This is a genomic window from Mesorhizobium sp. BR1-1-16 (genome assembly GCF_020165495.1).
Lineage (GTDB): Bacteria > Pseudomonadota > Alphaproteobacteria > Rhizobiales > Kaistiaceae > Kaistia.
This window is the reverse complement of sequence record NZ_JAIUIE010000002.1, coordinates 43041-66624: the sequence shown is the minus strand read 5'-3', so window position 1 is coordinate 66624 and position 23584 is coordinate 43041. Positions and strand designations below refer to the sequence as shown.

At 65.8% G+C, this 23584-nt stretch carries 20 protein-coding genes; 8 read left to right on the top strand and 12 right to left on the bottom strand.

Annotated features, from left to right (window positions below):
• Positions 1-65: 65 nt before the first annotated feature.
• The 6 genes from LB518_RS06235 to LB518_RS06210 all read right to left on the bottom strand — a co-directional run bounded on the left by LB518_RS06235 (position 66) and on the right by LB518_RS06210 (position 6475).
• Positions 66-1118, bottom strand: a complete 1053-nt coding sequence (locus LB518_RS06235) for an endonuclease/exonuclease/phosphatase family protein (RefSeq protein WP_224574538.1) — start codon at positions 1116-1118, stop codon at positions 66-68.
• Between the two features lie 11 nt (positions 1119-1129).
• The gene (locus LB518_RS06230; RefSeq protein ID WP_224574536.1) at positions 1130-2053 is read right to left on the bottom strand and encodes a TIM barrel protein; all 924 of its coding nucleotides are present in this window, start codon (positions 2051-2053) and stop codon (positions 1130-1132) included.
• Positions 2054-2111: 58 nt separating this feature from the next.
• The gene (ugpC, locus tag LB518_RS06225) at positions 2112-3227 is read right to left on the bottom strand and encodes a sn-glycerol-3-phosphate ABC transporter ATP-binding protein UgpC (protein ID WP_224574535.1); all 1116 of its coding nucleotides are present in this window, start codon (positions 3225-3227) and stop codon (positions 2112-2114) included.
• A 12-nt stretch (positions 3228-3239) separates the two neighbouring features.
• Positions 3240-4154, bottom strand: coding sequence for an ABC transporter permease subunit (locus LB518_RS06220; RefSeq protein WP_224574532.1), 915 nt, complete (start codon positions 4152-4154; stop codon positions 3240-3242).
• Positions 4155-4163: 9 nt separating this feature from the next.
• The gene (locus LB518_RS06215) at positions 4164-5048 is read right to left on the bottom strand and encodes a carbohydrate ABC transporter permease (RefSeq protein WP_224574530.1); all 885 of its coding nucleotides are present in this window, start codon (positions 5046-5048) and stop codon (positions 4164-4166) included.
• A 77-nt stretch (positions 5049-5125) separates the two neighbouring features.
• Positions 5126-6475: an extracellular solute-binding protein gene (locus LB518_RS06210; protein ID WP_224574528.1), complete on the bottom strand. Its 1350-nt coding sequence runs from the start codon at positions 6473-6475 to the stop codon at positions 5126-5128.
• 209 nt (positions 6476-6684) lie between these two features.
• On the opposite strand from LB518_RS06210, the gene LB518_RS06205 reads away from it, so the two are divergent.
• The 3 genes from LB518_RS06205 to LB518_RS06195 are packed head-to-tail and all read left to right on the top strand — an operon-like array spanning position 6685 to position 8252.
• A complete protein-coding gene (locus LB518_RS06205) occupies positions 6685-7383 on the top strand; it encodes a helix-turn-helix transcriptional regulator (RefSeq protein WP_224574526.1) in 699 nt (232 codons plus the stop codon).
• A gap of 48 nt (positions 7384-7431) precedes the next feature.
• Positions 7432-7800, top strand: a complete 369-nt coding sequence (locus LB518_RS06200) for a VOC family protein (RefSeq protein ID WP_224574524.1) — start codon at positions 7432-7434, stop codon at positions 7798-7800.
• Between the two features lie 5 nt (positions 7801-7805).
• Complete coding sequence (locus tag LB518_RS06195; protein WP_224574522.1) at positions 7806-8252, top strand: EVE domain-containing protein; 447 nt, start codon at positions 7806-7808, stop codon at positions 8250-8252.
• 4 nt (positions 8253-8256) lie between these two features.
• Here LB518_RS06195 and denD read toward each other — a convergent pair whose 3' ends face one another.
• Together denD and LB518_RS06185 are read right to left on the bottom strand one after the other, a co-directional pair.
• Positions 8257-9240, bottom strand: coding sequence for a D-erythronate dehydrogenase (gene denD / locus LB518_RS06190; RefSeq protein ID WP_224574521.1), 984 nt, complete (start codon positions 9238-9240; stop codon positions 8257-8259).
• A gap of 91 nt (positions 9241-9331) precedes the next feature.
• Positions 9332-11392, bottom strand: coding sequence for an ATP-dependent helicase (locus LB518_RS06185; RefSeq protein WP_224574519.1), 2061 nt, complete (start codon positions 11390-11392; stop codon positions 9332-9334).
• Positions 11393-11620: 228 nt separating this feature from the next.
• Here LB518_RS06185 and LB518_RS06180 point away from each other — a divergent pair, with 228 nt between their 5' ends.
• On the top strand, positions 11621-13045 hold the full coding sequence (locus LB518_RS06180; protein WP_224574516.1) for a mannose-1-phosphate guanylyltransferase/mannose-6-phosphate isomerase: 1425 nt from the start codon (positions 11621-11623) through the stop codon (positions 13043-13045).
• Positions 13046-13104: 59 nt separating this feature from the next.
• Here LB518_RS06180 and LB518_RS06175 read toward each other — a convergent pair whose 3' ends face one another.
• A complete protein-coding gene (locus LB518_RS06175; RefSeq protein ID WP_224574503.1) occupies positions 13105-13971 on the bottom strand; it encodes an NAD(P)-dependent oxidoreductase in 867 nt (288 codons plus the stop codon).
• A 91-nt stretch (positions 13972-14062) separates the two neighbouring features.
• Between LB518_RS06175 and LB518_RS06170 the strand changes: the two genes are divergently transcribed.
• Positions 14063-14893, top strand: a complete 831-nt coding sequence (locus LB518_RS06170) for a sugar phosphate isomerase/epimerase family protein (RefSeq protein WP_224574501.1) — start codon at positions 14063-14065, stop codon at positions 14891-14893.
• Here LB518_RS06170 and LB518_RS06165 read toward each other — a convergent pair.
• A complete protein-coding gene (locus LB518_RS06165; RefSeq protein WP_224574490.1) occupies positions 14878-15543 on the bottom strand; it encodes a DnaJ domain-containing protein in 666 nt (221 codons plus the stop codon). The two genes, LB518_RS06170 and LB518_RS06165, sit on opposite strands and share 16 nt — an antisense overlap.
• A 36-nt stretch (positions 15544-15579) precedes the next feature.
• A complete protein-coding gene (locus LB518_RS06160) occupies positions 15580-18021 on the bottom strand; it encodes a transglycosylase domain-containing protein (protein WP_224574488.1) in 2442 nt (813 codons plus the stop codon).
• Positions 18022-18202: 181 nt separating this feature from the next.
• On the opposite strand from LB518_RS06160, the gene LB518_RS06155 reads away from it, so the two are divergent.
• The 3 genes from LB518_RS06155 (at position 18203) to LB518_RS06145 (ending at position 22606) form a co-directional block, all read left to right on the top strand.
• Complete coding sequence (locus LB518_RS06155) at positions 18203-20437, top strand: primosomal protein N' (RefSeq protein ID WP_224574486.1); 2235 nt, start codon at positions 18203-18205, stop codon at positions 20435-20437.
• 123 nt (positions 20438-20560) lie between these two features.
• A complete protein-coding gene (locus tag LB518_RS06150) occupies positions 20561-21538 on the top strand; it encodes a nucleoside hydrolase (protein WP_224574484.1) in 978 nt (325 codons plus the stop codon).
• A 9-nt stretch (positions 21539-21547) separates the two neighbouring features.
• Positions 21548-22606, top strand: a complete 1059-nt coding sequence (locus LB518_RS06145) for a hypothetical protein (protein WP_224574482.1) — start codon at positions 21548-21550, stop codon at positions 22604-22606.
• A gap of 6 nt (positions 22607-22612) precedes the next feature.
• Here LB518_RS06145 and LB518_RS06140 read toward each other — a convergent pair whose 3' ends face one another.
• On the bottom strand, positions 22613-23536 hold the full coding sequence (locus tag LB518_RS06140; RefSeq protein ID WP_224574479.1) for a carbohydrate kinase family protein: 924 nt from the start codon (positions 23534-23536) through the stop codon (positions 22613-22615).
• Positions 23537-23584: the final 48 nt, after the last annotated feature.

The window sequence follows — 23584 nt, the reverse complement described above, 5'->3', positions numbered from 1 at the left end:
CATGGGAACGGACGATAAAACGCTATCCGGATCCTTGGTGCGCGGCGCCGGCACGCCACCAGGCGTCAGGTGAGGCTCACCTCGACCGCGATCAAATCATGATCCGAGATCGCATCGCCCTTTTCGTCGACCGCCGGAACCGTTGCCGGTTCGCTGGCAGAAAGGCCGCGGGTAAACAGCCAGTCGAGACGGCGGAACGGCGGCTCGGGCTTGCCGTCCGGAAGCCGGCGCTGCGAGGCATCGCCGGTGTTGGCGCCGCGCCAGTCGAAGCCCGCCGCTGACATCAGGGCGAAGAGCGGCTCATGAGCCGCGGGATCGAGATCGGCGGCGAGCGTTCCGGGCGGCAGGACCTTGGTGTTGAAATCGCCGCCGATGACGACCGGCAATCCCTCGCCCAATCTCTCGATCGCCGCGATGAGACGGGCAACCTGTGCGGCGCGATCGGCGGGATCGGATTTGCTCTCCAGATGCACCACCACCGCCAGCAGCGGTCCCGTTGCCGTTTCGATCCGCGCCGCGATCGCCATGCGCCAGCCGAGCCGGCGTTGACCCTTCAAGGCGTCGAGCCACCAGACCGCGCCATCATCAAGGCGGATCAGCACAGCGTCGGCGATCGGCAGGCGCGACAGAAGCGCATTGCCATGAAAGCCGACGCGGTTCGTTTCGCCCCGATGCCAGCGCCGCTCGCGATCATCGCCAAGGCCAAGCTCAACGAACTCGACGCCGAAGACATAACCCATGCCCAGCGCCGTCGCGAGGTCAGCGCTGGTATGGCGGTTGCCGGAGCGCGCCATGCCACGATCGGTTTCGGTCAGGAGCAGGATATCCGCGCCGGCCGCCATGACGAGAGCGGCCGAGGCCTCGGCATGCTTCAGCCGCTCGGCATTCCAGGCGGCGATGCGAAACGCCGTCCCTGCCGCGGGACCGGCCGGCGGCGGGACCAGTTCGAGCGCGTTGAAGGCAGGCAGATCGAGCGCCAGGCGGTCATGCTCGGCCCGGGTCTGGTCCGCCTCCTCCGCCTCCTCGAACACCGCAGCAGGCGGCTTCGGCAGGCTGGGGACGCTCGTCGTGACGAGATGAGCGGACCCGATTTCCGCGGCTTTGTCGGCGAAACGCATGGAGCCCTCGCTCAGGCTGCCGCGACGGCGTGACGGCCATTGATCCGCGCCGCAAGGGCGCGCGCCCGCTCGAGCGATTCCGCGCGTTCGGCCGAGAAGCGCTCGCCGATCTCCATGATCAGCGCCGTGCCCGGCAAAACCTCGATCTCGTCGAACAGCGCCTCGAATGGCAGGTCGCCCCAGCCGAGCGGCAGGTGAAGATCGCCGATGCCGAGCGCGATGGCCTCGCTGGTATGATAGAATTTCGACATCGTATAAGGTCGGCCGAAGCTGTCATGCACATGCAGATGGCCCGCGATCGGCGCGAACGCCTTGATTTCACGGAAGAAGTCAGCGCCGGTGCGCGTCGCTTCGATATAGGCGTGGCTGAAATCGATCAGGCCGACGAGATGCGGACTGCCGACCGAGTGCACCGTCGCGGCGACTTCCGACGGCAGCTGGCGATATTCGCTGTTGTCGACGGCGAAGATGTTTTCGAGCGCGATGCGAATGCCGTGGCGGGCCGCGACGACCGTCATCTCGGCCAGCGCCGCCCGCTCGATGCGATCATAATGCGTGAGCAGCGGACGCGAGCCGATCGGCGCATGGCCGGAATGGTGCACCAGCGCATCGGCGCCGATCCGGTCGCACAGCTCGATCATCGCGTGGACCGCCGCCTTTTGATAGGCAAGATGCGCCTCGTCCATGAAGTTGGAGACGATGAGGCCGTGCACCGTGTAGCGGATGTCAAACTTGGCGCAGATCTCGGCGAGGCGCCGGGCGCGGCCCTCGATGACGCGGCCGCCCGCGATCAGATCCTCGCCGAAGAGCCCGAGCTCGACGACATCGGCGCCGAGATCGACGATCTCCGCGATCGAGGCTTCGAGATGAGCGAGATCGCCTTTATGCGGCGAGGTTGAAAAGCCAACATGCGAAATCGGCAGCGTCGCAGTCATGGCATGCTCCTGTCTGGCCGGATCATCGGCGCGCGTTACAAGAAACGGATTCGATCGACTAGGGGACCAGAGGCGGTTCAACTTGCGCCCCCGCGGGCGCAGCGTCGATCCTGAGCCCCGTCTCGGACGAAAAGAGATGGATGTCGGCCGGATCGATAGCGATGCCAACGGCCGTTCCTGGCAGAAGCGCAACCGGCTCGGTGACGGCGACGGCAAAGGAGAGGCCGTCGAGATCGGTGTGGACGACACGGCCGGCGCCGAGTTCCTCGACGAAATCGACCGTGGCCGGCAGACTTCCGGAGGTCCCGGCCTCGACGAGCCGGGCCGCCTCGGCGCGGACACCGAGCGTCACCTTGTGGCCGACGAGGCGATTTTCCACGGCGTCAGGGACGGCGACGCGGCGCTCCTCGTCATAGACGAAGACGCCGTGCCGATCGATCGTGCCTTCCATGAGGTTCATGGCGGGCGAGCCGACGAAGCTGGCGACAAAGCGGCTGGCGGGACGATTATAGACCTCGGCCGGCGCGCCGACCTGCTCGACGCGACCGGCATTCATCACCACGAGCCGGTCGCCCAGCGTCATCGCCTCGACCTGATCATGCGTCACGAAGATCGACGTGGCGCCGAGGCGGCGATGCAGGCGGCGGATTTCGGCCCGCATCGCGACGCGCAGCTTGGCGTCGAGATTGGAGAGCGGCTCGTCGAACAGGAACACCTTTGGCTCGCGCACGATGGCGCGCGCCATGGCGACGCGCTGACGCTGGCCGCCCGAAAGCGCCATCGGACGCCGATCGAGGAAGGATTCGAGCGCGACGATCTTGGCCGTCGCCTCGACGCGGCGGCGGCGCTCCTCCTTGGGAACGCCGGCCACTTTCAGCGCATAGCCGATATTGTCGGCGACGCTCATATGCGGATAAAGCGCATAGTTCTGGAACACCATGGCGCAGCCGCGCTCGCGGGGCTCGATGTTGTTGACTACAACCCCGTCGATCGAGATCTCGCCGGCCGAGATTTCCTCCAGCCCGGCGATCATCCTCAGGAGCGTCGACTTTCCACAGCCCGACGGCCCGAGAATGACGATGAACTCACCCGAAGCGATATCGAGATCGACGCCATGCACGACGGCGTTCTTCTGATAGGCCTTCCGGACGCTGCGGATACCGATCGAGGCCATGTCCGCTTCCTTTCACTTCTCGGTGGAGATCAGGCCGCGCACGAACCAGCGCTGCATCAGGATCACGACAATGAGCGGCGGCGCCATGATGATCAGCGTGCCAGCCATGGCGACATTCCAGTCGGGCAGGCCGAATTCGGAGGGGATCAGCAGCTTCAGCTGCGTGACCGCGATGCCGAATTTCGGATCCGTCGTGACGAGCAGCGGCCAGAGATACTGGTTCCAGGCCCAGACGAACATGATGGTGAAGAGCGCGATCATGTTGGGCCGCGACAGCGGCAGCAGCATGTCGAAGAAGAACCGCACCGGGCCCGACCCGTCCATCTTCGCCGCTTCCGCCAGTTCATCGGGAATGGTCAGAAAGAACTGGCGATAGAGGAATGTTCCCGTCGCCGTCGCGACCAATGGCAGGACGAGGCCGGGATAGGAATTGAGCAGCCCCCATTGCAGGCTCACCTGAAAGCCCGAGACGGTCCGGATCAGCCAGGTGATGCCGGTCACGTCGAGGATGGCCTGAAACGGGGCGAGCGCATTGGCCGCCACGGCATAGGTCGGGACGATGCGCACTTCCAGCGGCAGCATCAGCGTGATGAAGATCGCCCAGAACAGCAGCGAGCGGCCCGGAAAGCGGAAATAGACGATCGAAAACGCCGCCATCGCCGAGAGGATCACCTTGCCGGCGGCGACCGACACCGCGAACAGGATCGAGTTGAGCAGCTTGCTGGCGAGATCGGCGCGAACCCAGGCCTCATGCAGATTGGCCATGAGATCATGGCCGGGCATCAGCGGCATCGGCACGATGTTGACGGTGCGAATGTCATGCGTCGCCGCGATGATGACGATCGCGAAGGGCAGCAAAGCGACGATGAGGCCGATCAGGAGGATCACCTGGCAGATCGCGTCGAAGATTGGGGTGCGCTCAACCATGGCCCGCTCCTATTTGTAGTGCACGCGCCGCTCGATGAAGCGGAACTGCACGATGGTGAGCAGGACGACGAGGCCCATCAGGATGATCGATTGCGCGGCGGCGCCGGAATAATCGAGCCCTTTGAAGCCGTCGAAATAGATCTTGTAGACCATCAGCTCGGTCGCCCGAGCCGGGCCGCCCTGGGTCATGATGTCGACGATGCCGAAACTGTCCTGAAAGCTCTCGGTGATGTTGATGACGAGCAGGAAGAACAGCGTCGGCGTCAGCAGCGGGAGCTGGATATCGACGACACGGCGCGCAGGCCCCGCACCGTCCATGGCAGCCGCCTCGATGAGCGAACGCGGAATGGAGGCAAGCGCCGACAGGAAGAAGATGAAATTGTAGCCGATATATTTCCACGAGAAGGCGATGACGATGGCGATCATCGCGTCCTTGCCGTCGAGGGCGGGATTCCAGATGTTCGGCCAGATCGAATTCAGAACCGACAGCAACCCAGCTTCGGGCGCCAGAATGAAGCGGAAGGCCAGACCGAGCGCCGGCGCCGCGATGGCATAGGGCCAGACGAAGATCGAGCGATAGGCCCGGTGGAAGCGAAGTTCGCGGTCGGTGAAAAGCGCCAGCACCAGCGCCACGCCCATGGCGATCGCCGTTGAAGCAACGCCGAAGACGAGGCTTCGCGTGATCGAATTCCAGTAGACGGGATCAGACAGAAGCTGCTGGAAGTTCTGCAGGCCGACCCACTGGTTGCCGCCGCCCCAGGGCTGCTCGAGCGTGAAGGCCCAGTAGAGCGCCTGGCCGCTCGGCCAGTAGAAGAAGACGAAGATCAGCAACAGCATCGGCGCGACGAAGACGAGGCCGATCGTCGTCGAGGAGAATGTAGCGCGCTTTTCCATGGGATCCGTGATGCCGTCCGTTCCGTGTCGGGAGCCCTCCCCCGCTTGCGGGGAAGGGCCAGAAACGTGAGAAGGCCTTAGGGAAGCTGCTTGCCCTTATAGGTCTGCTCGAAGCGGCGCAGGATCTGGTTGCCGCGGGCGGCCGCTTCGTCCAGCGAGGTCTGGACGTCGGCATTGTTGATGAAGATCGCCTGGAGACCATTGGCCATTTCCTGGCGGATCTGCAGCAGGCCGCCGAGACGAATGCCAGGCAGCGAGTCGGCCGTGGCCGGCGAGGCGGTCAGGCTCTTGATCGCGAGTTCGCGGCCGGCATAGGGCGCCTTGTCGTAGAAGCCCTGCTTGACGAGATAGTCATAGCCGGAGTTGCGGACCGGGATGTAGCCGGTGACCGTCGACCAGGTCAGCGCTTCTTCCGGCTTGGCGATGAAGTTGAAGAAGGCGGCCGCGCCCTTGTATTCGGCGTCCGACTTGCCCGCGAGGACCCAAAGCGAGGCGCCGCCGACGAAGGAATGCTTGCGCTCGGTGCCGGCATAGACCGGCAACATCGCGACGCCCCAGTTCAGGCCGGGCTTCGCCGTGCGACCGACATTGCCATGGTCGCCGACCGAGGTGAGGATTACCTGGCAATCGCCAGCGGCGAAGGCCTCGACGAAGGTCTGGCCGGTTTCCTTCGACTTCAGGACGGCTTCGCCGTTGTCATACCAGCCCTTGAGATCCTTGATGTACTGGACCCACTTGCCCTTGTTGAAGATCAGCTCGGCGTCGAGCCCGTCATAACCGTTTCGCTTGGTGGCAATCGGCTCGCCATGCACGGCCATAAACTGCTCGCCATACTGCCAGATCTCGTCGCGCGAGATATTGAAGCCGAGCGGGCAGGTATAGCCTGCGGCCTTCAGCGCCTTGAAGTCCTCAGCGGCTTCTTCCCATGTCGCGGGTGCCTGATCCTTGCCGATCTTGGCGAAGGCATCCTTGTTCCAGTAGAGCAGTGGCGTCGAGGAATTGAAGGGGAACGAATACATGTCGCCCTTCGAGGTCGCGTAATAAGACTTGATACCCGAGAAATAGTCGTTCCAGTCGACGTCGTAGCCCATGTCCTTCATGAGCTTGTTCGCCGGATAGAAGGCGCCGGAGAGCATGATGTCGAGCGTGCCGGCGTCCGAAACCTGCGCGATGGTCGGCTGCTTGCCGGCGCGGAAGGCGGCAATGGTGTTCTGCAGCGAGGCGTCATAAGAGCCCTGGGAGGTGCAGACGACCTCGTAATCGGACTGCGACTGGTTGAACCGGTCGCATTGCTCCTGAACCCGCTTGGCGATATCGCCGGTGTTGCCGAACCAGAAATCGATCTTGGTCTTGTCGGCCATGGCGGGTCCGGCCAGCATGGCGGCGATCGCGAACATGCCGGCGGCGCCGAGGAATTTGGCGTGCATGGAAGCCTCACGGGAATGGGGTGGAGCGCCTCCTTCGGCGCGACGGCAACCGGTTAGCCGATCGAAGCGCGCAAGAGTAATGAAGTTTCAATGACATGCCGGCTTATAATTTGCCGGCTTATTTCATGGTTCTGCTTACGCCAAGATCGCTGCTGGTTGGCCGCCGGCGCATCCAGGTGTGCTATGCCACGATCAACGGGAGCAGACGGATGGCGCGCGCGGAGCGATTGCTCGATCTCATTCAGGAATTCCGGCGCCATCGCACTCCTGTCAGCGGAGCGAAGCTTGCTGCGACTCTTGGCGTCAGCTTGCGCACGCTCTATCGCGACATCGCCGCGCTGCAGGCGCAGGGGGCCGACATCCAGGGCGAGGCTGGCGTCGGCTATGTGCTGAAGCCGGGTTTTCTTCTGCCGCCACTGATGTTTGCCGAGGAAGAAATCGAAGCCTTCGTGCTCGGCATGCGCTTCGTGGCGAGCCACGGCGATCCGGCGCTGCGGCATGCGGCGGAAGGCGTGCTCGCCAAGGTCGCGACGGTGTTGCCGGCCGACCTGAAGGCGGGGCTGGATGGCTCGACGCTGCTCGCCAGCGGCCTGAAACACACCGGCGAGCGCATCGACCTCGCCCTTGTGCGCCGGGCGATCCGCACCGAGCGCAAGCTCACCATCGCTTATGCCGACGGCACGGGACAGGCGAGCGAGCGCACGATCTGGCCCTTCGCGCTCGGCTTCTTCGAGAAAGTCCGCGTTCTCATCGCCTGGTGCGAGCTGAGGCAGGATTTCCGGCACTTCCGCACCGACCGGATCGAGGACGTAACTGTTCTCGACGAGCGCTATCCGAGCCGCCGCGCCGGGCTGCTCAAAACCTGGCGCGAGAAAGAGGGAATCCGGACTCATGCTGACAGAAGCTGACAGCATGGCCGTGTACACCCATCCCGTCCCCAACGACGGAGGCCGACCATGGCCAATCTCAATCTCATCGTTCTCTATGTCGAAGATCCGGCGGCGAGCGCCGCCTTCTACGAAAAGCTGCTCGGCGCCGCGCCCGCGGTGATGAGCCCCAATTTCTACGCCTTCCCCATGGCAGGCAACGGCACGCTCGGCCTCTGGCGCAAGAGCCATGTGAAGCCCGAGCCGACTGGATCGGGCGCTGCCAACGAGATCGGCATCATGCTGCCGGGCGCCGACGCCATCGCGGCCTGCCATGAGCGCTGGAGCGCGGCCGGCGTCGACTTCGAGCAGGATCTGGCCACGCTGGATTTCGGCCCGACCTTCGTCGCACGGGACCCGGACGGGCATCGAATCCGCGTCTGCCTGCTGGACAACTGATCGCCATGCGCTTCTGGATCGGTGTCGCCTCGGCGGATCATGTGACCATCGGCCGGGCCGGCGGCTTCGCGCAGCTCGGTCACGGCAAGGCGGCCCCGCTGAAGCGCCTCAAACCCGGCGACGGCATCGCCTATTATTCGCCGGTGCGAAAACTTGGCGGTGCCGATCGCGTTCAAGCCTTCACGGCGATCGGCATCGTGCGGCCGGGTGAGATCTATCCGGCCGTGATGGGCGGCGACTTCGCCTGTTCCCGCCGCGATGTCGACTGGCTCAGCGGCCGCGAGACGCCGATCGCGCCGCTTCTCGATCGGCTTCAGCTGACAACAGGCAAACGGAACTGGGGCTATGCCTTCCGTTTCGGACTTGTCGAGATCGGCGAAGCCGATTTCCGGATCATCGCCGAGGCCATGGGTGCGGCACTTCCGGACATTCCGGCGAACGCCGCATACTGAGGCATCACGCCACGAAGCGGCCGCCCAGCTCATCCTCGATATGCGCCTTGATGATCTCGTCAAAGTCGGTCTCGGCGACGAAGCCGAGCTCGGCGGCGCGACGGGCTTCGAAATCGGCGGGCCAGCCAGCCACGATCCTGGCGATGGTCGGGTCCGCCTCGCGCCGGATGCGCGCGACCACGGCGTCCCCCGCGATGCGGCGGAGCGAGGCGATCTCGTCGCCGACCGTGCAGGAGAGGCCGGGCAGCGAAATCGCCCGGCGCGGGCCAATGCGATCACTGGCGAGCGTCGCGGCATGCTTGAGGAAGCCGACCGCGGCGCGCGGCGAAGCGAACCAGTGCCGCACGCTCTCGTCGACGGGCAGCACCGCTTCATGTCCGTTGAGCGGCTCGCGGATAATGTTCGAGAAGAAGCCCGACGCCGCCTTGTTCGGCTTGCCTGGCCGGACGCAGATGGTTGGCAGGCGGACGGCGACGCCATCGAAGAAGCCGCGCCGGGTATAATCGGACAGGAGCAGTTCGCCGATCGCCTTCTGCGTGCCGTAGCTCGTCAGCGGCGTCGTGAAATAGTCGTCGGGAATGAGCTCAGGGAAAGGCGCCCCGAACACGGCGATCGACGAGGTGAAGACGACGCGCGGGCAATAGCCGTCGCCGACGAGGCGGATCGCGTCGAAGAGATAGCGGGTTCCGTCGAGATTGATGCGATAGCCCTTGTCGAAATCGGCTTCGGCCTCGCCGGAAACAATCGCGGCCAGATGGAAGATGACATCGGGCCGCGCTGCGACGACCTGTTCGGCCGTGCCGGGGACGGAAAGATCGGCGGCGAGCCGATCGACGACGCCTGAGAAGCCGACCGGTGCGGCAGGCTCGATGACATCGACGAGCGACAGCCGGGTCAGGGCGTCATTGCCGAGGCCGCCATCGGCGATGAGCGCCGATGTCAGCTTCTGGCCCACCATGCCGGCCGCGCCCAGGATCAGCACATGCATCGTCTCGTCTCCCTCGACGTCTGGTTGTGGGTCGGTTCAATACCAGACTTCGCCGCGGCGCAAGGCTTGTCTCGTCATCACACCAATCGTTCTAGCGCCACATGCCGCGCATGCGCGCCGCGATGTCGACAGGCGCCGGCGGACGCGGGGCTGCCCCGGCCGCCGTCTCGCGCGCCATCGGCCACATGACCTGGCGAAAATGCGGGAGGAGCGTCGGTGGAATGAAGCGGGTGCGCGATGCATAGATATGCCGGTCGCCGCCTCTGCCCTGCTGGTGAACGAAAAAGCGCTGCGGCATTACGAGGTGGAGATCGGTCTTGGCACGCGTCATCGCGACATAGAGCAGGCGGCGTTCCTCCTCGATCTCCGCCGACGAGCCGGTGCCGAGATCGGAGGGGATGCAGCCATCGACGGCGTTGAGCACGAAGACCTGCGACCATTCCTGCCCCTTGGCCGAATGAATCGTCGAGAGGATCAGATAGTCCTCATCGAGCAGCGGCACTCCGGATTGATCCGAGGTCGCATCGGGCGGATCGAGCGTCAATTCGGTGAGGAAGCGTTCGCGCGAGGGGTAGCCGGCTGCAATCTGCTCCAGCTGCGCGATATCGAGCAGGCGGATGGCGGCGTCCTCATGCCGGCGTTCGAGATGCGGCTCGTACCAGGCACGGATGGTCGCGAGTTCCGCTGGCCAGCCGAGTTGCCGGCCGCGCAGCGCGCTCATCAGACCGATGAAATCGCGCCAGTCGTCGCCGGCGCGTGCTGGCGGGGCAAAGCTCATGAGCGCGGCCAGCGGGTCGGCAGCCTCGGCCAGACCATCGAGCGCCTTGCCGGCCGTGGTCGGACCGACGCCCTGCATCAGTTGGACAACGCGGAACCCCGCCACGCGGTCACGCGGGTTTTCGGCGAAGCGGAGCACGCCGAGCAGATCCTTCACATGCGCCGCATCAAGGAATTTGAGGCCGCCGAACTTCACGAAGGGAATGTTGCGCCGCGTCAGCTCGACCTCGAGGGGGCCGCTGTGATGCGATGCGCGGAAGAGCACGGCCTGCGCCTTCAGCGCTATGCCTTCCTCGCGCTTTTCGAGGATTCGCTCGACGACATAGCGCGCCTGATCATTCTCGTCGCGGACGGTGACCAGCGCCGGCGCCTCGCCTGTCGTCCTGTCGGTCCACAGATCCTTTGTGTAGCGCTCGCTGGCGAGGCCGATCACGCCATTGGCCGCGGCGAGGATCGGCGCGGTGGAGCGATAGTTGCGGGCCAGCGTCACCACGGATGCGGGAGGTGCGAAGCGGGCAGGAAAATCGAGAATGTTGCGGATTTCGGCGGCGCGGAACGAATAGATCGACTGCGCATCGTCGCCGACCACCGTCAGCCCTTCGCCGGAAGGCTTCAGCGCGTGCAGGATCGAGGCCTGCAGGCGGTTGGTGTCCTGATATTCGTCGACCAGAACATGATCGAAGCGCGCGCCGATAGCCGCCGCCACCTCCGGCTCGGCCATGGCATGGGCGAAATAAAGTAGGAGGTCGTCGTAATCGAGCACGCCCTGGCGCTGCTTGGCGTCGACATAGGCCGCGAACAGGCCGCGAAGGTCTTCCTTCCACATCGCACACCATGGGAACACCTCGATCAAAGCCTGATCGAGCGCCATCTCGGCATTGACCGCGCGTGAATAGATCGAGAGGCAGGTACTCTTCTGCGGAAAGCGGCTTTCCTTGCGCGACAGGCCGAGTTCATGACGAACGAGGTTCATGAGATCGGCCGAATCCTCGCGATCATGGATCGTGAAGGCGGGATCGAGGCCGAGCCAGGCCGCGTATTCGCGCAGCAGACGCGCGCCGATGGCGTGGAACGTCCCCGACCAGAGAATGGCGCCGGCAAGCGCCTCTGCCTTGTCGCGAAGCGTTGCCGCCGCGATCCGCTCGACGCGGCGCGCCATCTCGCCGGCTGCACGGCGCGAGAAGGTGAGAAGCAGGATGCGGCCAGGATCGGCGCCATTGCGAATGAGATGCGCGACGCGATGAGCCAGTGTGTTGGTCTTGCCGGAGCCAGCACCGGCGATGATCAGCAACGGCCCACGGCCTTCCGCCGTCACGCCGTACTCCACGGCGCGGCGCTGATCGTCATTCAGCCGAGCGAGGGGGTCGGCACTCATCGTCGGAGCATTATCCTTGCGAATCAGGCGGTCGGGCCGCACGGGAATGCAGCACGTTTCCCGTTTTGTTCGCAATCGCCATGCGCGATGCCGGCGCCGCGCCTCCTCCCAACGCGGGCCGCTCTTTCGGATACGTTGAACTCGGCGGCGCGGCGTGCCAAAATTTGGGCCAGATACGTGGCAATGCAACACGATAGTGTGCGATGCAAAATCGCTAGAGGATCGCTGATGACCGGCTCCAAGATCGTTCCCGTTATTCTCGCTGGTGGTTCGGGAACGCGGCTTTGGCCCATTTCCCGGGACAGCCTGCCGAAGCAGTTCCTGGGTCTCGGCTCAGCCAAGACCTTCTATCAGGAGACGTTGCTGCGCCTGCCCGAGGCGGGCGATGGCGTTGCCGACCCGATCGTCGTGACCAGCGACGATTTCCGCTTCTTCGCGCGCCGCCAGGCGGCCGAAGTCGGCATCGAAGCCACGGTCGTGCTGGAGCCGGCGCGGCGTGATTCAGCCGCCGCGATGATCGTGGCGGCCAAGATCGCGCAGGAGCGCTACGGCGAGAACTGTCTCGTCCTGGCGCTTGCCGCCGATCATCTCGTTCCCGACGCTGCCACGTTCCGCCAGGCCTGCCTGACGGCGGCGAGCATCGCCGAAGAGGGCTATATCGTCACGTTCGGCATCATGCCGACCGAGCCGCGCACGAGCTATGGCTATATCAAGCCGGGCGCTCCGCTCGGCGTCCCCGGCGGCTTCAAGGTCGAACGCTTCGTGGAAAAGCCGGACCGCGCCACCGCCGAGACCTATCTCAGCGAGGGCTATCTCTGGAATTCCGGGAATTTCATTTTCCCGGCGGCGCTGATGATCGCCGAGGCCGAGAAGTTCGAGCCGGAGATCGCGGCCGGCGCCCTGGCGGCCGTTGCCGGCGCCACCGAAGATCTCGGCTTCATCCGACTCAACAAGGCGGCGTTCCTCGCAACACCGGCGAAATCGATCGATTATGCCGTGCTGGAGCGGACCGATCGCGCCGCTGTCATCGAAGGGCGCTTCGCCTGGTCCGATATCGGCAGCTGGGACGCCGTGCGCGAACTCGGTACGCCGACCGAAGAGGGCAATGTCACTTTCGGCCCGGTCTCGCTGCTCGACAGCCGCAACGCCTTCGTCCATTCCGAAGGTCCGCTCGTCACCGGCATCGGCCTCGACGGCTTCACCGTGATTGCGTCCGACGACGCGATCCTCGTCATGCCGACCGACCGCAGCCAGGACGTCAAGCATCTCGTCGCCGGCCTCAAGAAGGAAAAGCGCAACGAGGCCAACGAGCACATCAAGATCCACCGCCCCTGGGGCACCTATGAGACCATCTGCCGGGGCACGCGCTTCCATGTGAAGAAGATCGTCGTCGATCCCGGCGCGATCCTCTCGCTCCAGAAGCATCACCACCGCGCCGAACACTGGGTGATCGTCAAGGGAACCGCCGAGGTGACGCTGGGCGAGAAGGTCTACACGGTGAACGAGAACGAATCGACCTATCTGCCGATCGGCTCGATCCACCGCGTCGCCAATCCGGGCAAGATCCCGCTCGAGCTGATCGAAGTGCAGACCGGCTCCTATCTCGGCGAGGACGACATCGTCCGGCTCGAAGACAAATACGCCCGCGTCTGATCCACGTTCGATCTGAAATTGAAGGGCGCCGGGGCCATCCGGCGCCCTTTTTCGTTGGCCTATTTTTCCAGCCGGGCGATGAGGCTCGACGTATCCCAGCGCTTGCCACCCATGGCCTGCACATCGGCGTAGAACTGATCGACCAATGCCGTGACGGGCAGCTTGGCGCCGTTCCGCCGCGCCTCGTCGAGGCAGATGCCGAGATCCTTGCGCATCCAGTCGACCGCAAAGCCGAATTCGAAAGAGCCGGCATTCATCGTCTTGTAGCGGTTTTCCATTTGCCAGGATTGGGCGGCGCCCTTCGAGATCACCTCGATCACCGCTTCGACATCGAGACCCGAGCGCTTGCCGAAATGCAGCGCCTCGGCAAGACCCTGCACCAGGCCTGCGATGCAGATCTGGTTCATCATCTTGGCCAACTGGCCGGAGCCGGCCGGCCCCAGCAGGCGGCAGGCGCGGGCGAATGCGGCGATCACCGGTTCGACGTTGTCGAAATCGACCTGCTCTCCGCCGCACATCACGGTAAGCGCGCCGTTTTCGGCACCAGCCTGCCCCCCGGAGACCGGCGCATCGACGAAGCCGAAGCCGCGCTCGGCCGCGGCAGCCTGAAGCTCGCGGGCGACATCAGCCGAGGCGGTGGTGTGATCGACGAAGACCGCGCCCGGCGCCATGGCCGCAAAGGCGCCGTCCGGCCCCAGCGTCACGGCGCGAAGATCATCGTCATTACCGACGCAGGCGAAGACGATATCCTGGCCACGCGCGGCAAGCGCCGGCGTCGCGGCGGCAGCGCCGCCATGCGCCTTCACCCAGGCCTCGGCCTTGGCGGCGGTCCGATTATAGACGGTGACCTCGTGTCCGGCCGCGGCCAGATGCCGGGCCATCGGAAAGCCCATCACACCGAGCCCAAGAAACGCCACCTTCGCCATTGGAAAACTCCTGCTCCATTCGTCGGGCCGCGAGGGTAGCCGCAGCGCGGGAGGCATTCTAGGGTTACGGACCGATTCAAGGGAGGACACGATGGATCTGACGCCGCAACTGGCCGTGTCGAGCTGGAGCCTTCACCGTACGCTCGGCCGAACATGGCCGAACCGGCCCGACAACGACGTCACGCCTCCGGCCGAGCCCAGCTGGGGCGAGGGCAGCATCACCCTGCTCGAATTTCCAGCCGTCGTCGCCACCCTCGGCATCGACAGGGTCGAGATCTGCTCCTTCCACATCGAAAGCCGCGACGCCGCCTATCTCGCCAAGCTGAAAGCGGCCCTGGCCTCGAGCGGCGTGACGCTGCAGACCCTCCTGATCGAATATGGCGACCCGTCCGACTCCGCGACTGCCGACCGCGACGTCGCCTGGATGGAGCGCTGGATCGATGCCGCGGCCGAGCTCGGCGCCGAAAAGGCGCGGGTCATCGCCGGCAAGGCGAAGCCCTCGCCCGAGGCGCTGGACCGCAGCGCCGCCGGACTCAAGCAGCTCGGCACCTACGGCGCCGCCCGCGGCGTCGAGGTCGTGACCGAGAACTGGTTCGACCTGCTTGCAACGCCCCAGGATGTCGACGGCCTGTTCGCCCGCCTCGACGGCACAGTCAAGCTCAACGGCGATTTCGGCAATTGGGACGGCCCCGGCAAATATGAGGCGCTTCGCGCGATCTTCCCACGCGCCGTCTGCTGCCATGCCAAGGGCGATTTCTCGTCGGGCGCGCTCGACACCGAGGATTACGCCGCTTGCCTCGAGGCTGCGACAGAGGCCGGCTTTCATGGCCCCTACACGTTGATCTATGACGGCCCCGATGATGACGAACTGACCCATATCGCCATCGAGCGCGACTTCATCCGCGATTACTTCAGCGCCTGAGCCGTTCGCCGGCCGCTGGCCGGCGCCACCGGCGTCGCCGGTTCGTGATCGAAGGCATAGTCGGCAAGCAACGTGATCGCCTTGGCGAAAACCGCTTCCTCGTGCCGCGTCTTTTCAGCCGTCTGCTTCGCCTCGGCGGAGCGGCGGTCGAGAGCCGCGCCGATGAAATCGGGGCCTTTCCCCCGGCGAAACCGCCGCGCCATGGCCTCGGCGCGTTTTGCCTGCGCCTCGAGCTTGACGACGGCGCCGGCGATCTCGGCCTTCTGGTTGGCGAGCGTGTCGCGGATCGCCGCCACGAGGTCGATCTGCTCGAACGGGATATCGCTCTCGAGTACCGAGGCGACAAGCTGCTGGATATGGTCCATCGCACGCGCGGCGATCGTCTCGGCGTCGATCTCGCCCTCATAGCCGGTCGCGTCATAGGCGGCGCGGCGGTCGGGATCAGAGAGCACGGCATAGGCATGGGCGAGCGCGTGAAACGCCTCGGCATTGCCGCCAGCGTCCGGATGAGCCTGACGCGCCCGCCGGCGATAGGCCTTGTCGATCTCGGACGCCGAAGCGTCGCCGGAGACCGACAATTCGCTGTAGAGGCTCTTCTTCTCGATCACGCCGGCGGCCATCCCCAAAGGCGTTCTCTCATGCCGCGTCATCGGGGCGGTGTCCAGCCGGGCGCCACAAGGAAAGCCTCAGTACAGCCCGCCGTCCGGCGCCTCGCCGACGCTGGCCGGCGGAACAGGGCCATCATCCCTGTTGTCGCTGAACAGCGGCTCACGCTGGATCGGAGGATAGCCATTGGCGCGATAGCCGGGGTCTTCCTCCGGCGGCGCAAGGGCACCGGCGCCACTCTCCGGATCGCCGTAACGCGCATATTCAGTGGCGGGATGCGTGCTGCCGGTGGTGTCGCCGGGCGCGACGAGACCGCCTGGCTGCGGCGCTGCGGGTTCGGCGAGCGCCCCGGTCTGCGGCGCAGCCCCCGGCGCCGATGGATCAAACCCATCGCCCATGGCCTGTTGCGGGTTGTTCTCCGCCTGGTAGCGGGCCGTTTCGCGGAAGGAATAGTCACCCGGCAGATTCGCGACCGCGACGCCCTGATGGGCCTCGACCATGAAGCGGTTCCAGATCGCGGCCGGCAGCGAACCGCCCGTCATGCGCTTGGTCGGCGTGAAATCGTCATTGCCGAGCCAGACACCGGCCGTGAGGTTCGCCGTGTAGCCGACGAACCAGGCATCGCGCGAATCATTGGTGGTGCCGGTCTTGCCCGCCGCCGGCCAACCGGCGATCGCCGCCTTGCGGCCGGTGCCGCGTGCCAGCGTGTCGGACAGCATGGTGTTCATCATGCCGACATAGGTCGGATCGATGACCTGGACGACATCAGCCTTCGGCCGCTGATAGAGGACCTTGCCGTCGACGCTCTTCACCGCGGTGATGACGTAAGGCGGCACGGCATAGCCGCCATTGGCAAACGGCGCATAGGCGTCGGTGAGTTCGAGCAGGTTGACCTCGGACGTGCCGAGCGCGATCGACGGATTGGGCTGCAGGTCCGACTTGATGCCAAGCCGATGCGCCGTCGCCACGACGCCGGCCGGGCCGACCTCATTGGCGAGTTCCACAGCGACCGTGTTGATCGAAAGTGCGAGCGCCGTCTGCAGCGTCACAGGACCGCGATAGGTCTTCTCGTAGTTCTTCGGCTCCCACTTGCCGATACGCACCGGCTGGTCGACGCGCACGGTATCGGGAACGAGGCCGAATTCGAGCGCGGTCAGGTAGACGAACGGCTTGAAGGCCGAGCCTGGCTGCCGCTTCGCCTCGACGGCGCGGTTGAACTGGCTTTTCTGGTAGTCGCGCCCACCGACCAGGGCGCGCACCGCGCCCGTGCCATCGACCGCGACCAGCGCACCCTGGCTCACGCCAAGCTTCTTGCCGCTTCTGTCGAGCGTTTCGGTGATCGCACGGCCGGCCGCGTCCTGGAGATGCGAATCGACCGTCGTCTCGACCACGACGTCCTGGTCGAGCGCGCCAACGACGTCAGGAACGAGATCGGCAACCCAATCGGCCACATAAAGCGCGCTGCCGCCGACGCCTGAGCTTTGCGGCGCGACCGTGACCGCAGCCGCCTGCTTCTGCTGCGCGGCGGTGATGAAGCCCTCTTCCTGCATGGCGGAGAGCACGAGGTCGGCGCGGTCGTTCGCGGCCTTCGGATCGCTGGTCGGGGCATAGCGCGAGGGCGCCTTCAGAAGCGCGGCGAGGATTGCGGCTTCCTTCAGCGAGATATCGCGCGCCGATTTGCCGAAGTAGCGCCGTGAGGCCGCATCGACACCATAGGTTCCGGCGCCAAGATAGACGCGGTTGAGATAGGCTTCGAGAATCTGGCTCTTCGAGTATTTCATCTCGAGCCAGACGGCCATCATCGCCTCCTGCAGCTTGCGCTTGAAGGTGCGCTCGGGCTTCAGGAAGAGGTTCTTGGCGAGCTGCTGCGTCAACGTCGAGCCGCCCTGCACCACCGTGCCGGCCCGCGCATTGACATAGGCCGCGCGGACAAGCCCGAGCGGATCGACGCCGAAATGGCTGTAGAAGCGGCGGTCCTCGATCGCGACGACGGCCTGCGGCAGATAAGCGGGCAGTTCGTCGATGCGAACGAATTCGCCGCCGGTATCGCCGCGATTGGCGATCAGCGAGCCGTCATTGGCGAGGATCTTGATGTTGGGCGGGCGCTTCGGCAGTACCGACCAGTCGGTCGAGGACGGCAACTGGCTCGCATAATAGGCGACGCCGCCGACGAGTGCGATCGTGCCCCAGACGCCGAGTATGATGGCCCATTTGATGGTGCTGCGGAACAGGCGGAAGATGCCGAACCCGCTCTGGCGCCGCTGCTCGCGCGCCTGGCGCTTGCGGTCCGAGGTCCGGGCGCGTCGGCCCTTCGGTCTATCGTCACCCCGGCCCAAATCGACGAACTCCGCGTCCTCGAATCCATCTTCGTCCCTGCCCGATCCCCTCCGCGATCCGGCAGAGCTGCCATAGGCCGTACGGTCGGCCTCGCTGAGGCCGATATCAAGATCGTCGTCCGAACGTTCGCGGGGCTTGTCGAGCACCGGTTCGATTCGGTCACGGCGCGGGGGCGGTCTCGCCATGCTGGCTGCGGGTCCTTTGGGCGCTGGCTGGTTGATCCTTCCGCCGTCGATGACCGCCGAATGCGGCGATTTCACGGGATCGACCGTATTCGTGGGGAGATTACCGCCAGCTTGATGCCAACATGTTAAGATCCTGCTTCCCATGTCGGACGCACCGCTTCGGCGAATGCGTGTCCCCGGCATGGCTTCCCTTTCGCGGCCGGCGAGACCATGTTCGGCCTCTTTCGGACAAGGATCGCCCTTCTTGCTGCCCGGTCGTACCGTCTCCGTCCTGCTGCCGCTGGCCGTCGAGGGACCCTATACCTACAGCGTTCCGCATGGCCTGACGCTGGCACCGGGCGACATCGTGCGCGTGCCGCTCGGCCCGCGCGAAGTGATCGGCGCGGTCTGGGACGAGCCGCCCGACGGCTCGGTCGGCCATAACCGGCTGCGGCCGGTCGCCGAGCGCTACGACGCACTGCCGCTCGTCGAGACGCTGCGCCGCTTCGTCGACTGGGTGGCGCACTACACCATGACCCCGCGCGGCATGATCCTGCGGATGGTTCTGCGGGCGCCCGACGCGCTAATGCCCGAAAAGGCGATTGCGGCGCTGAGATTTTCCGGCGCCGCGCCGGCGCGCCTGACGCCCGGACGCAGCCGCCTGATCGAGCTGATGGGCGACGGTGCCGCATGGCCGAAAGCGGGACTCGCCGGCGCGACGGGGGTATCGCCTTCGGTGATCGCGGGCCTTGTCGAGCATGGCGTGCTCGTGGAGACGACGATCGCGCCGCCGGCGCCGCCCGTTCCCGATCCCGGCCATGCGCCGCCAGCGCTCGGACCGGGCCAGAGCGAGGCCGCCGAGACGCTCCGAAGCTTCGTCGATGCGGGCGCCTTCACCGTTGCGTTGCTCGACGGTGTCACGGGCTCCGGCAAGACGGAGGTCTATTTTGAGGCGGTCGGGGAGGCGCTGCGAACCGGCAAGCAGGCGCTGATCCTGCTGCCGGAAATCGCGCTTACCGGCGATTTTCTCGATCGCTTCGCACGCCGCTTCGGCGCGCGACCGGCCGAATGGCATTCGGAACTGCCGCCGCGCGGTCGCGAGCGCGTGTGGCGCGGCGTCGCCGATGGAAGTGCACGCGTCGTCGTCGGCGCCCGCTCGGCGCTGTTCCTGCCGTTCCGTGACCTCGGCCTCGTCATCGTCGACGAGGAGCATGACGGCGCCTACAAGCAGGACGAGGGCGTTACCTATCACGCGCGCGACATGGCGGTGGTGCGGGGCAATCTCGGCGGCTTCCCGGTCATCCTCGCCTCGGCGACGCCCTCGATCGAAAGCCGCGTCAATGCCGACCAGGGACGCTATGTCAGGCTGAAGCTGCCAGCACGCTTCGCCAGCGCCAGGCTGCCCGAGATCCGGCCGATCGACCTCCGGACCGACCCGCCGGAAAAAGGCAGTTTTCTCTCCCCGGTTCTCGTACAGGCCATCGAGGAGACCGTCGCCGGCAAGCAGCAGGCGCTGCTGTTCCTCAACCGGCGCGGCTATGCCCCGCTGACGCTCTGCCGCAGCTGCGGCCACCGTTTCCAGTGCCCCAACTGTTCGAGCTGGCTGGTCGAGCATCGCTTCCGCGGCCAACTCGTCTGCCATCATTGCGGACATAACGAGCGACGCCCGGACCGGTGTCCGATCTGCGATGCAGAGGATAGCCTTGTCGCCTGCGGTCCCGGTGTCGAGCGCATTGCCGAGGAGGTCGCGACCCGTTTTCCCGATACGCGGCGGATCGTGCTGTCCAGCGATATCCTCGGCGGCGTGAAGCAGATGCGCGCCGAGCTGGACGCCATCCGCACCGGCGCAGTCGACATTGTCATCGGCACGCAACTGGTCGCCAAGGGCCACAATTTTCCCGGCCTCGCGCTGGTCGGCGTCGTCGATGCGGATCTCGGCCTCGCGCAGGGCGATCCGCGCGCCGCCGAACGCACCTACCAGCTGCTGGCGCAGGTGACAGGGCGCGCGGGCCGGGCCGGCGGAGACAGCCGCGCTTTCCTGCAGACTTACGCTCCCGACCATCCGGTGATTGCAGCGATCGCCTCCGGCGACAGCGAAGCCTTCTACCAGCGCGAGATCGAGGCCCGGCGGGTGGCCGGCCTGCCACCCTTCGGTCGCCTCGCCGGCATCATCATTTCCGGCGCCGACCGCGCCAGCGCTTTCGGCCATGCGACCGCCCTCAGGCGGGCGGCGCCGCCGGAGGACGTTGCCATGGTGCTCGGCCCCTCCGAGGCGCCGCTCGCCGTGCTGCGCGGACGCCATCGCTTCCGCCTGCTCGTCCGGGCGCCGCGCGGCTTCGACATGCAGGCCTTCATCAGGGGCTGGCTCGGCTCGGCGCCACCGGCGCGCGGCAGCGTGCGCGTGCAGATCGACATCGATCCGCTGAGCTTCCTCTGAGCCGCGTGCCGGCAAACCGAAAGGCCGCCTTGCGATCTTGCGCGGACCGGGTTAGCCCATGTCCTGTAGATGCAGCCTGCCGGCATTCCCCGATACAGGCATCGTGCAAGGAAGAACGCTCCGATGGCAGCGAAGAAGGTCATTTACGATACGGACCCCGGCGTCGACGACGCCATGGCGCTCATCTTTCTCGATGCGGCCCCGGAGGTCGAGCTGGTCGGCATTACCACGGTGCTGGGCAATCACCGCATCGACGTCACGACGCGCAATGCCTTGTTCCTGAAGGATTATTTCAATCTCTCCGCGCCGGTCGCCAAGGGCGCGGGCAAGCCGCTCGTGCTCGAAGAGCGCGACCCGCCGACCTATGTCCATGGTGACAACGGCCTTGGCGACATTCCCCTGCCCGACGTCATCCGTGCCGAGCTGCATCCCCTGCCGGCGCATCGCTTCATCATCGAGACGGTCCGCGCCCATCCGCATGAGATCACGATCGTCGCGGTTGGACGCATGACCAATCTCGCGATGGCGCTGCGCGAGGACCCCGAGATCGCCTCCCTCGTCAAGGAGATCGTGATCATGGGCGGCGCGTTTGGCTATCGCGGCCATTCGGGCAATGTGACGCCGGTCGCCGAGGCCAACATCATCGGCGATCCGCATGCCGCGGACGAGATCTTCGCTGCCGCATGGCCGATCGTCGTTGTCGGCCTCGATGTGACGCAGGAGGCCGTCATGAGCACGGCCTATCTGGAGGAGCTGCGCGACGCCGCCGGCCGCACTGGCCAGTTCATCTGGGATGTCTCGCGCTTCTACGAGCGCTTCTACCGCTCCTCGACCCAGTTCGACGGCGTCCCGGTGCATGATTCGTCGGCGGTCGGCTATCTGCTCGATCCGACCTTGTTCACCACCCGCGCCGGCCCGATCCGCGTCGTCACCGAGGGCATCGCCATCGGCCAGACCATTCAGGCGCCGAATACGCGTCGTTTTCCCCCCGGCAATGCCTGGGAAGGTCGGCCGGACAATTTCGTCTGCATCGAGGGCGATGGTGAGCGCTTCCTGAAGCTCTATTTTGACACCATCGTTGCCGCGGCACAGCACGGCTGAGGCAGAGCGATGACGATGAACGGCGCGAGCGAAATGCTTCTCTGCACCTCGATCCCGCCCCGCTTCGGCGGGGACGACGAGGCGCGGCAGCTTTCGCGCGCCGGTCTGACCATCGCCGACGCCATCGCCTCCTTCGAGGCGGCGGGGTTCCGCGTCGTCTCGGTCAATCGCGAAGGCGAGGCCGCGGGCATCCGCGGCTTTCCGACCGTCGAAATCCGCGAAGTGCCGCCCGGCGGACTGTTCCCGAACAAATACGGGCCGAATTTTGGCCAGATCCTCGCGCAGTTCGGCGAGGAGCCCGGCGCGGTGGTCAATGCCGACATCTATATGGTGAAGAGCGACATCGCGGATGTGCTGGCGACGCGGCCGGGGACCGTTCTGATCGCGCGGCGGCTCGACGTCGCGACCGCTGCAACAGGCGTCGTCGGCACCTATAATCGCGGCATCGACGGCATCTTCTTCGCGGGCGGCGCGCTGGCCGAGCTTGCCGCCGATCCCGATGTCGGCGCCTTCCAGATGGGCGCGCCCTATTGGGACATCCTGTTGCCGACGGTTGCCTCGCTGCATCATCCGGTCGAATTCATCGCGGCGCCGTTCCTGCTGCACGAGGTGCATCCGGCACGCTGGAACAGCACCGACTACAAGATGCTGCGCGAGCGGGCCGTCAATGTGATGGTCGCACATGCCCGCCGCCACGCGGCGACGCGGCCGCGCGCTGCGGCCTTCCTGGCTGGCCTCGAAGGCTTTCTCGGCGGCCCGTTCGAGCCGCTCACCGAGAAGAAGATCAAGGACAGCGCGGTCTTCATGAATCTGTGGCTCGCCAAGATCGAGCAGACTCCGAGCCAGATGGTGGCGGTCGACTACAACGACCCGACCATCAACCGCTTCATCTCGCAACTGTTCAGCCACACGGCCGAGGCGCTCTCGATCGCCAAATGGCTGGATGCCCGCGAGGATGACGGCCAGCAATCGCTCTTCGCCAAGGTGCACCGCTTCATCAAGCTGATCCTGCGCACGCGGCGGGCGCAGAAGAAGGTCGAGCGGGTGCGCAAGGTCTTTCCAAGCTGACAGCCCTCAGACAGGGCGAGCCGGCGGCCTGCCGCCGATCACGGTCGTTGCTTCGGCGCCATTCCTGACGCCCTCGGCAAGGCACTGCTCCATGCCCGCCCCGGCGAGCCGCGCTGCCAGGAAGCCGGCGAGGAACGCGTCGCCCGCGCCGGTCGTATCGATCGCCGCAACCATTGGCGGCTGCGCCTTCAGGCGGATCTGCGCCGTGGCGACCTCGGCCCCCGCCGCACCGCGCTTGACGGCTACGAGGCCGTAGCGATCGGTCAGGAAACGGATCTGCGCCGCAGGATCCTCCGATCCGGCCAGAAATGCCGCCTCATCCTCGTTCGGAAACAGGATCGAGGCATCGCGGGTCCAGCCGAGGAAATTGTCGCGCCCGACTTCTCCGAGAAAGCCGACCGAGGCCGGATCGACCGTCACCATGATGCCGCGCGCCCGCGCGACCGCCATCAGTGACATGACCGCCGCGCGCGGGCCCGGCGTGAACAGCGCATAGCCGGAGACATGGACGAGATCGAGCCCCGTGAGCAGCGAAACCGGCAGATCATCGTTCGACAGCGTGTCATTGGCGCCCCGATCGGTCAGGAACGAGCGCTCGCCGCCCTCGGAAATGAGCGCGATGAGCATGCCGGTGCCCAGCGTCTCATGGATGCCGAGCCGCGGCGTGACGCCCGCTTCCGCCAGCGCGCGCGCCTGCTCGTCCGCGTCGCGGCGGCCGACCTTGCCGGCGAGCGCCACGGGAATGCCGAGATAAGCGAGCCATGCCGCCTGGTTGCAGGCCGAGCCGCCGGGATAGATCCCGATGCGTGCGCGACGATCGGAACCGGGCACGATCGGCCCTTCCGGCTGGACGATGACATCGGTCATCACATCGCCGATGACGAGGACGCGCGGTGGTGACAGCGTGGTCTTGGGGGCGGACGCAGACATGATCGACAGGTCGAATCGCGATGGAGGGCTTGCTTCCGCCCTTCTATA